Origin of the sequence: uncultured Amaricoccus sp. (assembly GCF_937891315.1) — a bacterium.
Lineage (GTDB): Bacteria > Pseudomonadota > Alphaproteobacteria > Rhodobacterales > Rhodobacteraceae > Amaricoccus.
This window is the reverse complement of record NZ_CALAGI010000095.1, coordinates 1-8,768: the sequence shown is the minus strand read 5'-3', so window position 1 is coordinate 8,768 and position 8,768 is coordinate 1. Positions and strand designations below refer to the sequence as shown.

At 69.8% G+C, this 8,768-nt stretch carries 10 protein-coding genes and 1 tRNA gene; 9 read left to right on the top strand and 2 right to left on the bottom strand.

Going from position 1 to position 8,768, the window contains the following annotated elements; translation table 11 throughout:
- Positions 1-230 precede the first annotated feature (230 nt).
- From Q0480_RS08755 to Q0480_RS08745, 3 genes are all read left to right on the top strand, one after another.
- Positions 231-307, top strand: a tRNA-His gene (locus Q0480_RS08755).
- A gap of 330 nt (positions 308-637) precedes the next feature.
- The gene (locus tag Q0480_RS08750; protein ID WP_299132101.1) at positions 638-1,045 is read left to right on the top strand and encodes a metallopeptidase family protein; all 408 of its coding nucleotides are present in this window, start codon (positions 638-640) and stop codon (positions 1,043-1,045) included.
- 235 nt (positions 1,046-1,280) lie between these two features.
- Entirely contained in the window at positions 1,281-2,777 is a 1,497-nt protein-coding gene (locus tag Q0480_RS08745; RefSeq protein WP_299132100.1) for a 2-isopropylmalate synthase, read from the top strand.
- 122 nt (positions 2,778-2,899) lie between these two features.
- Here Q0480_RS08745 and Q0480_RS08740 read toward each other — a convergent pair whose 3' ends face one another.
- Both Q0480_RS08740 and bamE read right to left on the bottom strand, forming a co-directional pair.
- Positions 2,900-3,667, bottom strand: a complete 768-nt coding sequence (locus tag Q0480_RS08740) for a GNAT family N-acyltransferase (RefSeq protein WP_299132098.1) — start codon at positions 3,665-3,667, stop codon at positions 2,900-2,902.
- Between the two features lie 59 nt (positions 3,668-3,726).
- Positions 3,727-4,185 carry an outer membrane protein assembly factor BamE gene (gene bamE / locus Q0480_RS08735; protein WP_299132096.1) on the bottom strand — a complete coding sequence of 153 codons (459 nt, stop codon included), beginning with the start codon at positions 4,183-4,185 and terminating at the stop codon, positions 3,727-3,729.
- Positions 4,186-4,307: 122 nt separating this feature from the next.
- On the opposite strand from bamE, the gene Q0480_RS08730 reads away from it, so the two are divergent.
- The 6 genes from Q0480_RS08730 (at position 4,308) to Q0480_RS08705 (ending at position 8,518) form a co-directional block, all read left to right on the top strand.
- The gene (locus Q0480_RS08730; RefSeq protein ID WP_299132094.1) at positions 4,308-4,868 is read left to right on the top strand and encodes a DUF177 domain-containing protein; all 561 of its coding nucleotides are present in this window, start codon (positions 4,308-4,310) and stop codon (positions 4,866-4,868) included.
- A gap of 201 nt (positions 4,869-5,069) precedes the next feature.
- Complete coding sequence (gene rpmF / locus Q0480_RS08725) at positions 5,070-5,276, top strand: 50S ribosomal protein L32 (protein ID WP_299132093.1); 207 nt, start codon at positions 5,070-5,072, stop codon at positions 5,274-5,276.
- Between the two features lie 59 nt (positions 5,277-5,335).
- Positions 5,336-6,559 carry a phosphate acyltransferase PlsX gene (gene plsX / locus Q0480_RS08720; protein WP_299132092.1) on the top strand — a complete coding sequence of 408 codons (1,224 nt, stop codon included), beginning with the start codon at positions 5,336-5,338 and terminating at the stop codon, positions 6,557-6,559.
- Positions 6,556-7,533 carry a beta-ketoacyl-ACP synthase III gene (locus Q0480_RS08715; RefSeq protein ID WP_299132091.1) on the top strand — a complete coding sequence of 326 codons (978 nt, stop codon included), beginning with the start codon at positions 6,556-6,558 and terminating at the stop codon, positions 7,531-7,533. The genes plsX and Q0480_RS08715 overlap by 4 nt, the downstream gene beginning before the upstream one ends.
- Positions 7,534-7,630: 97 nt before the next feature.
- On the top strand, positions 7,631-7,933 hold the full coding sequence (gene ihfA, locus Q0480_RS08710; RefSeq protein ID WP_299132089.1) for an integration host factor subunit alpha: 303 nt from the start codon (positions 7,631-7,633) through the stop codon (positions 7,931-7,933).
- 12 nt (positions 7,934-7,945) lie between these two features.
- Positions 7,946-8,518 (top strand): MerR family transcriptional regulator, encoded by a 573-nt coding sequence (locus tag Q0480_RS08705; protein ID WP_299132088.1) that lies wholly within the window; start codon positions 7,946-7,948, stop codon positions 8,516-8,518.
- The last annotated feature ends 250 nt before the right edge of the window (positions 8,519-8,768 follow it).

Genomic DNA, 8,768 nt, shown 5'->3' with positions numbered 1-8,768 from the left:
CGATCTGAAAGACCTCAAGGTTGCGTAAAGCGTAAATCGAACACCGTCGGGCATTTCCTCCTCCCTATGCCCGCCGGCGCCGACCGGCCAAAAGTCGGTCAGAAACGGAAAAGGCCCGGACATCCTCCCCCGGGCCTTTTTCATTTTGTATTATGCTGCACATTGAGGCCGAAACAGCCTTGCAATATGTGCCGAAAATCCGTAAGTGACGCGTCGTCCGACTACGGTATGCAGTTGTAGCTCAGCTGGTTAGAGCGCTGGTTTGTGGCACCAGAGGTCGGTGGTTCGAACCCACCCAACTGTACCATTCACCGTGGGCGTATCCGCAGTCTCGGAAGACAGAATGAATTTGGCGCGGTTCCGCGCCGGGGTCTTCCGTGTCGTTTCCTCTTATCCCGCCAAGCCCAGCGACGACGCAGCTCTTGCCGCAAACGTCTCCGGCCCACGACATTCGAGTCTCACAACTCGGCCTTCCGAGGCTCGCTGCTCGACCGGACTGAGCGCTCAAGCATTGAGTCAGGCTCAAACGATGTAGTTTATTTTAGGTTCGCGAGCTCTTCGAACTGTTGGCGGAAGCTAACAGGAACCGCCCCCGGCACCGCTGGCCTCGCCGCGTCCGGGCCTGTATGCCCGTCGCATGGAACCCACCCCATCCCGCCGCGCGCCCTCGCTCGCGGATGTCGAGCGGCTGGCGGACCGCGCCTTCGCCGCCCTGCCGGACCCGGTGCGCGCCGCCTGCGCCGACCTCGTCATCCGCGTGGTGGATTTCGCCCCGGACGAGATGCTGGCCGAGATGGAGATCGGGGATCCGTTCGAACTGACCGGCCTCTATGACGGGATCGCCCTGACCGAGCGATCGGTGCTGGACCAGCCGACGCGCCCGGACATCGTCTGGCTGTTCCGCCGGCCAATTCTCGATGAATGGATCGAGCGGGGCGATGTCGCGCTGGACGCGCTGGTCTCGCATGTGCTGGTGCATGAGATCGCGCATCACCTCGGCTGGTCCGACGACGACATCCGCGCCATCGACGACTGGACCCTGTGAGGGGAAAGGCGCTTCCGCCCGCCCCGATCGTGGCAGCCGAGGTCGTGGAGCGTCACGCGCCGACCGCGCAGCCGACCTCGCACCCGACCACGGGCGCGATCGCCCTGCATCTTGTCGCGAAGGGCATTGTCGCCGCGCCGGGCTCTCCGTAAACTCCCCGCCCGGTGACAGCGTCCGCGGCGCGGGCAGCCAGGAAGCCGCGGGAAATCGGCCGATCGCACCCGAGGAGAGCGCCTTGATCAGAACCGCGGCAGTCCGCAGGGCCTCCATCCCGGGCCTCGTCCTTCTCGGCCTCCTGACCGTGGCCCCGGCGCCCGCCCGGGCGCAGGCGACGCAACAGACCAAGGAATACGACAATGGCGGCGTCTATCAGGGCGCCTTTGTCGACGGGCGGCAACATGGGCGCGGCACCTACAAGCTGCCGAACGGCTACGAATATACCGGCGACTGGGTCGATGGCCGCATCGAGGGCCAGGGCACCGCGAAATTCCCCAACGGCTCGGTCTACGCGGGCGCCTTCGTCGATGGCCATCCGCAGGGCAAGGGCCGGATCACCTATGCCGACGGCGGCGCCTACGAAGGCGACTGGGTCGCCGGCCGGATCGAGGGCATGGGCGTCGCGACCTATGCCAACGGCACCCGCTACGAGGGCGCCTTCGTCAACGGCCAGCCCTCCGGCACCGGCGAATTGACCGGCCCCGACGGCTATTCCTACAAGGGCGGCTGGGTCGCGGGGGTGAAGGCCGGGCGGGGCCGCCTCGCCTCGCCGGACGGTTCGGTCTACGAGGGCGAGATGGCGAATGGCGTGCCGGAGGGCACGGGCAAGCTCGCGACCGCCGACGGCGCCCGCTACGAAGGCGCCTGGAAGGCCGGCCAGATCGAGGGCGAGGGCGTGCTCACCCAGGCCGACGGCGAGCGCTACGAGGGTGCCTTCGTCGCCGGCCGGCGCGAGGGGCTCGGCCGGTCGACGGCCGCGAACGGCGACACCTACGATGGCGGCTTCGTCGCGGACCAGCGGCAGGGCGCGGGCACGCTCACCACGACCGGGGGCTTCGCCTACGTCGGCGACTGGATCGACGGCCGGATCGAGGGCAAGGGCAAGGTGACCTATGCCGACGGCTCGGTCTACGAGGGCGCCCTCAAGGACGGCCAGCCCGACGGCGAAGGCAGGATCACCTACGCCGACGGCTCCGGCTTCGAGGGCGAGTGGCGCGCCGGCGCCATCTCCGGCCAGGGCACGGCGGACTATGGCAACGGCCTCGTCTACCAGGGCGGCTTTCTCGCCGGTCGCAACGAGGGTCAGGGCAAGCTGACCTCGGCCGACGGCTATGTCTACCAGGGCGCCTGGGCCGCCGGATTGCGCCAGGGCCAGGGTGTCGCGACCTATGCCGACGGCACCCGCTACGAGGGCGCCTTCGCGCAGGGCGCGCGCTCGGGGCCGGGCAGGATGACGATGCCCGGCGGCTATGTCTTCGAGGGCGAATGGAAGGCCGGCCTGCTGAACGGCGCCGGCAAGGCGACCTATCCGAACGGCGACGTCTACGAGGGGGCGTTCGTCGATGGCCAGCGCCAGGGCCAGGGCCGGATGACCTTCGCCGGCGGCCAGGTCTATGACGGCATGTGGCGGGCCGGCGAGCCGGCCGACGCCGCCGCCCCGACGCCCGCGAGCCCGAACGCGGCTCCCAGCCCCGCCGAACCCGCGCCGACCCCCACCCCGCCGCCGGCGAACTGACGCTCGCGCGATCGGCGGCGCCCTGCCTCGCCGATCGCCACGCGGGCAGGCACCATCACCGGAATCCCGAGGCCGCCCGCCACCGGCGCGGCGCCACCACGCGAGCGGCGCGGCGCTTCGGCCTATCGCTCCGCGCCCGCCGGCGTCACGCCGTCGCGGAGCGAGCGGGCGCGGACGGCGGGCAGCGCGACGCGTTCGAGGGCGGTGAAGACATGCAGCGTCCCGAGATCCCGATCGATCACCGCGTGATCCGAGACCCAGCCGCCCAACCCGAGATAGACGCGCAGGAGCGGCGGCATCGCCAGCGGCCCCGCCCGCGGATCGGCCGGGGCCGCGCCATCGGCGAAACGGACCACCTCCGGCGCCTTCACCCCGGGACGCCAGCGCCCGGGCGCGACATGGCGCGCGGCGAGCAGCGCGAAGGCCGCCGCGTGGCGCCGCGCGTCGGTTCCGGCGAAGCTCGAACAGCCGAAGATCAGCGCGACCTCGCGCGGGGCGGCGAGCGCCGCGAGCGCGCCCCAGGCGAGCCGCGGCACGTCGGGATCGCGCAGGTCACTCGCGAGGCAGAAGCGCCCGAGTTCCAGCATCGGCGCGGGATAGGCCGCGAGTCGGGTGAGATCATAGAATTGCGCCGCGTAGGAGGTGGCGATCTCCCCCCCGCTCGCCAGAAGCATGAAGCGACAGCAGGCGACCAGCCGCCCGTCCCGCCTGCCCTCGACCAGCAGATGCGACGCGGCGGCGTCGAAGGCGTCGGCGTCGTCCGCTGTTCCGCCGCGAAACGCCACCCGGCGCAGCGCCAGCGCCCGCGCCAGATCCCCGGGCCCGGCCGCGAGCCGCGCCCGATAGTCGCCGCGCAGGAATTCCGCGCGCGGCTCCGTCCGCGACGCCACTCAGGCGCCGGACGGGAGCCGGAAACCGGCCCGGAAGCCCGTCCGGGGGCGAAGCCGCGTCACCGGTCCTGGAACTGGCTGGCGTCGAGGTTCAGCAGGTTGCCGAACAGCTGTTCGAGCACGCCCATCTCGCGGCCGCCGGTCTGGGTGGTGTCGATCGACAGATTGACGATCCGCCCGTCCTTGATGCCGTAGCGCTGGATGTCGCGTACCACCCCGTTCCCGTCGTACCGCACCGCGAGGATGCGGCGGTCGATCACCTTCGGCGCGTGATAGGTCAGGTTCTCGAACCGGCTCTCGACATAGTACCAGGCCTGATCCCGCAGGACGCCGTTGCCGGAAGGCAGGCCCAACGCCTCCTCGACGGTGACCGTGGTATCGACCCCGGGCCTGATCTTCGCAATGTCGGCCTCGGACGGGATGTAGCCATGCACCTGCGTCGTCGGCGCGCAGGCCGAGACCAGGAGGCCGCCGAGCAGGAGGGCGGTGGCGGGGCCGCGCATCGGTCTGTGGCGCATCTCGTCCTTGTTCGCTTTCCGAATTTCACTTGCTCCCCTATCCCGCGCATGGTCTAAATTCAAGGAACTTGGGCTGGGCGCCGGGGCACGAGCCGCCCCGATCCGGCCGCGAAGGACCGAGCATGCCCGATCTCATCGCCAACGCGGCCGACAATCCCGAGTTCGCCAGGGTGATCGAGTTGGGCCGGCTGCGCGACCTCACCGAATTCGCTTTCGATATCGCCCCGACGCCGGAGGAGGCCGAGCGCATCGCCCGGCTGATGGACGCGCGGAGCGTGCGCAAGCTGCGCTTCGCCGGGCACCTCGCCGCGCTGGCCGCCGGCGGATGGGAACTGACCGGCGCGCTCGGCGCCACGGTGATCCAGACCTGCGTCGTCACGCTCGATCCGGTGACCACCCGGGTCGACCAGCCGGTCCGCCGGCTGTTCCTGCCGATGGCGGCGACCCGCGGCGTCGATTTCGCCATCGACGAGGACGAGGACGAGGATGTCGAGCCGCTCGGCGACCGGATCGACCTCGGGCTGGTGGCGATCGAGGCGCTGGCGCTGGCGCTGCCACCCTATCCGAGGAAGGAGGGGGCGGAACTCGACCATTCCTTTCCCGCCGTCGCCGAGGAGGCGGGCGGGGTCAAGCCCTTCGCCGCGCTGGCGGCGCTGCGCGACAAACTGGACGGGGGAACCTGAAATTCGGCCGATTGGGGCTTGCGCCGCGGCGCGCAATCGGTATGTTCCGCGCTCGTTTTCCCGGTCGGTTGGGGTGGCCATGGGCGCGGCGTCGCGCGCCGTTTCCGCGCCGCCGCGAAGCCGGGGAGCGAACCCGGGCGGGCACGGGAATGTCCGCTGGAATGACTCGGGCCGGGGCCCGATCGAGATCGAGGTCGAACGATGGCTGTTCCGAAGAGCAAGGTCACACGCATGAAGCGTGGCATGCGCCGCTCGCATGACGGGTTGGTGGCCGGCAATCCGAACGAATGCTCCAACTGCGGCGAACTGCGCCGGCCGCATCATGTCTGCCCGTCCTGTGGACATTACGACGGTCGCGAGGTGGTCGCCGTCGGCGAGCAGGTCGAGCTCGACGACGACGCGGCCTGACGGGCACGTCGTCCCCGCGTCGAAACCGCAATCCAGATCCGAATCGAGGTTGGTCCACGATGACCGCCGACCCTGGACCAGACAGCGGCGGCGCCTCGAGTGACCGCGTTCCACCGGCGCCCGCCGGAACGGGCGACGTTCATTCCGCGCCCGCCGGAACGGGCGACGTTCATTCCGCGCCCGCCGGAACGGGCGACGTCGTGCTCTCGATCGACGCCATGGGCGGCGATCGCGGTGTCGATGACGTCATTCGCGGCATGGGCAAGTCGCTCGAGAAGAATACGCGGCTGCGCTATATCCTGCATGGCGACGGCGAATTGCTCACCCGATCGATCCGCAAGCGCAGCCCGCTCGCCGCGCGCACCGAGATCCGTCACGCCGAGCGGGCGATCGCCATGGACGAGAAACCGTCCCGGGCGTTGCGGAGCGCCCAGGGTTCGAGCATGTGGAACGCGCTCGAAACGGTGAAGAGCGGCGAGTCCGAGGTCGTCGTCTCCTGCGGCAATACCGGCGCGCTGATGGCGCTTTCCATGCTCGCCTTGCGCAAGGCGCCCGGCGTCGACCGGCCGGCGATCGCCGTGCTCTGGCCCTCCCTGAACCCCTCGGGCTACAATGTGCTGCTCGACGCCGGGGCGGATATCCGGGCGGATGGCGAGGATCTCTTCAAATTCGCGATCATGGGCGCCTCCTATGCCCGCAACGCCCTCGGCGTCGCGCGGCCGCGCGTCGGCCTGCTCAATGTCGGCACCGAGGAGCACAAGGGCCGGTCCGAGCTGCACGAGGCGGCGGAGCGGCTGGCCGGCTTGGCCGCGCGCGGCGACTATGACTATATCGGCTATGTCGAGGGCAGCGACATGCCCTCGGACCGGGTGGATGTGATCGTCACCGACGGCTTCACCGGCAATATCGCACTGAAGACCGGCGAGGGCACCGCGATCCTGATCCGCAACCAGCTGCGCGAAGCCTTTACCTACAGCCTCCTGTCGCGGATCGGCGCGCTCTTCGCACTCGGTGCGATGAAGCGCCTGCGCAAGCGGATCGACCCGCGCAACGTCAATGGCGGCGTGTTCCTCGGGCTGAACGGCACGGTGATCAAGAGCCACGGAAGCGCCGACGCGACCGGCGTCTCGGCGGCGATCCGGCTGGCTTTCACCCTCGCCGACCGCGGCTTCTCCGCGAAGCTGGCGCACCGCATGGCCCAGGGCCTGACCGAAGGCGCGCGCGCGGCCCCCGGCGCCGCGGCGCTGGCCGAGACCGCGGCCGGCGGGAGCGTCGCACCATGACCGTCATCCGCGCGGTGGCCCGCGGCTGCGGCCATTATCTTCCGGCACGGGTGGTCGAGAACAGCGCGTTCGAGGCCTCGCTCGACACGACGGACGAATGGATCCGCGCCCGCACCGGCATCGAGCGCCGGCATTTCGCCGCCGAGGGCGAGGCGACCTCCGATCTCGCGATCGCCGCCGCCCGCGCCGCCCTCGCCGACGCCGGCATGACCGGCGCCGAACTCGACGCGATCCTGCTCGCCACCGCGACGCCGGACCAGACCTTTCCCTCGACGGCGGTCAAGGTGCAGACGGCCATCGGCATGACCGGCGGCTTCGCCTTCGACATCCAGGCGGTCTGCGCGGGCTTTGTCTTCGCGCTGGCCCAGGCCGACGCGCTGATCCGCAGCGGGGCCGCGCGGCGCGTCATGGTGATCGGCGCCGAGACCTTCAGCCGCATCCTCGATTTCACCGACCGAACGACCTGCGTGCTGTTCGGCGACGGCGCCGGCGCGCTGATCCTCGAGGCCGAGGAGGGCACCGGCGCCGCCTCCGATCGCGGATTGCTCGCCACGGATCTCCATTCCGACGGCCGCTACACGGACCTGCTCTATGTCGATGGCGGTCCGTCCACCACCGGCACCACCGGCGTCGTGCGCATGTCGGGCCAGGAGATCTTCAAGCACGCGGTGATCAAGCTGGCCCAGACCGGCGCGGCCGCGCTGGCCCGCGCCGGTCTCACCAGGGGCGACATCGACTGGCTGGTGCCGCACCAGGCGAACCTGCGGATCATGACCATGACCGCCCAGAAGCTCGGCGTGCCGATCGAGCGGGTGGTGATCACGGTGCGCGACCATGGCAATACCTCGGCCGCCTCGATTCCGCTGGCGCTGTCGGTCGCGCATGCCGAGGGGCGCCTGCGGCGGAACGACATCATCCTGATGGAGGCGATCGGCGGCGGCCTCGCCTGGGGGGCGGCGGCGCTCCGCTGGTGACGGCGCCTGCGCAGACGCGGCCAAGCCATTGTTATTGACTCGCTTTCCGAATTGCCCCTAGGCTTGACAAAAGAGTGACCGGCAAGGGGGGACTGCGATGAGTGAGAAGACCCTGACACGCATGGAACTGAGCGAGGCGGTGTTCCGCGCCGTGGGCCTGTCGCGCAACGAATCCGCGGAGTTGGTCGAGTCGGTTCTCGAACATATGTCCGGCGCCCTGGTGAAGGGCGAGACGGTCAAGATTTCCTCCTTCGGCACCTTCAGCGTGCGCAAGAAGTCGGCGCGGGTCGGGCGAAATCCCAAGACCGGCGAGGAAGTGCCGATCGAGCCGCGCCAGGTCCTGACCTTTCGACCATCCCACATCATGAAAGAGCGCGTGGACGTCGGCAACAAGCGCTAGGGCGAGGCTGTGATGGACAAGTCTCCCGAAGCCTTCCGCACCATCAGCGAGGTCGCCGACACGCTCGACGTGCCACCGCATGTCCTGCGCTTCTGGGAAACCCGCTTCACCCAGGTGAAGCCGGTGAAGCGCGGCGGCGGCCGCCGCTACTACCGCCCCGAGGATGTGCGCCTGCTGCGCGGCATCCGCGGCCTGCTCTACGACGACGGCATGACGATCAAGGGCGTGCAGAAGATCCTGCGCGAGCGCGGCATCCGCCATGTGATCGGCCTCGGCACGCTGGAGAATGGCGAGGCCGCGGCTGAACTCGTTCCCGCTGGCGACATGTCGGCGACGGTGTCCGCCGAGACGCTCGCGGCCGCGTTCGTCGAGCCGGCGGTCCTGTCGGATCTCGCGCTTTCTTCCGCCAGACCGATCGCGCAGGCCGATCTCTTCGAGACCGCCGCCTTGCTCGTCGAGGAGGCCCCGGCGCGGGCCGATCCGCCGCCGCCGCCGCCGAAGCCGCTCGACAAGGTGGCCCTCGCCAGCCTTCTCGCCGAGCTGCAGACGCTCCGCGACATCATGACCTCCGACCGCGCTCCCTGAGCAATATCCAACCAGACGGAATCGTCTGGTTGCCAAGATATTGCGTTAAATCAAGACTCTGGAGCGGACGAGCCGGCTCTGCGGGATCGAACTTCGCTCTAGCCCTCCGGGCGGGAGGGCTCCCGCGGGCTTCGCCCTTGGGCCCGGCGGCCGCTGCGCGGCCGCCGTCGGAGCGGCCTGTTGGCCGCGAGTCAGTTTTCTCCCCGCCCTTTGGCGGGGCCCCTCGTCCTGCCCGATAGGAATTCTGCCA

Excerpts from the sequence above, each read along its gene's own strand:
- Q0480_RS08750 (WP_299132101.1), top strand. The coding sequence starts at position 638 with ATGGAACCCACCCCATCCCGCCGCGCGCCCTCGCTCGCGGATGTCGAG.
- bamE (WP_299132096.1), bottom strand. The coding sequence starts at position 4,185 with ATGCGCCACAGACCGATGCGCGGCCCCGCCACCGCCCTCCTGCTCGGC.
- Q0480_RS08730 (WP_299132094.1), top strand. The coding sequence starts at position 4,308 with ATGCCCGATCTCATCGCCAACGCGGCCGACAATCCCGAGTTCGCCAGG.
- rpmF (WP_299132093.1), top strand. The coding sequence starts at position 5,070 with ATGGCTGTTCCGAAGAGCAAGGTCACACGCATGAAGCGTGGCATGCGC.
- plsX (WP_299132092.1), top strand. The coding sequence starts at position 5,336 with ATGACCGCCGACCCTGGACCAGACAGCGGCGGCGCCTCGAGTGACCGC.
- Q0480_RS08715 (WP_299132091.1), top strand. The coding sequence starts at position 6,556 with ATGACCGTCATCCGCGCGGTGGCCCGCGGCTGCGGCCATTATCTTCCG.
- ihfA (WP_299132089.1), top strand. The coding sequence starts at position 7,631 with ATGAGTGAGAAGACCCTGACACGCATGGAACTGAGCGAGGCGGTGTTC.
- Q0480_RS08705 (WP_299132088.1), top strand. The coding sequence starts at position 7,946 with ATGGACAAGTCTCCCGAAGCCTTCCGCACCATCAGCGAGGTCGCCGAC.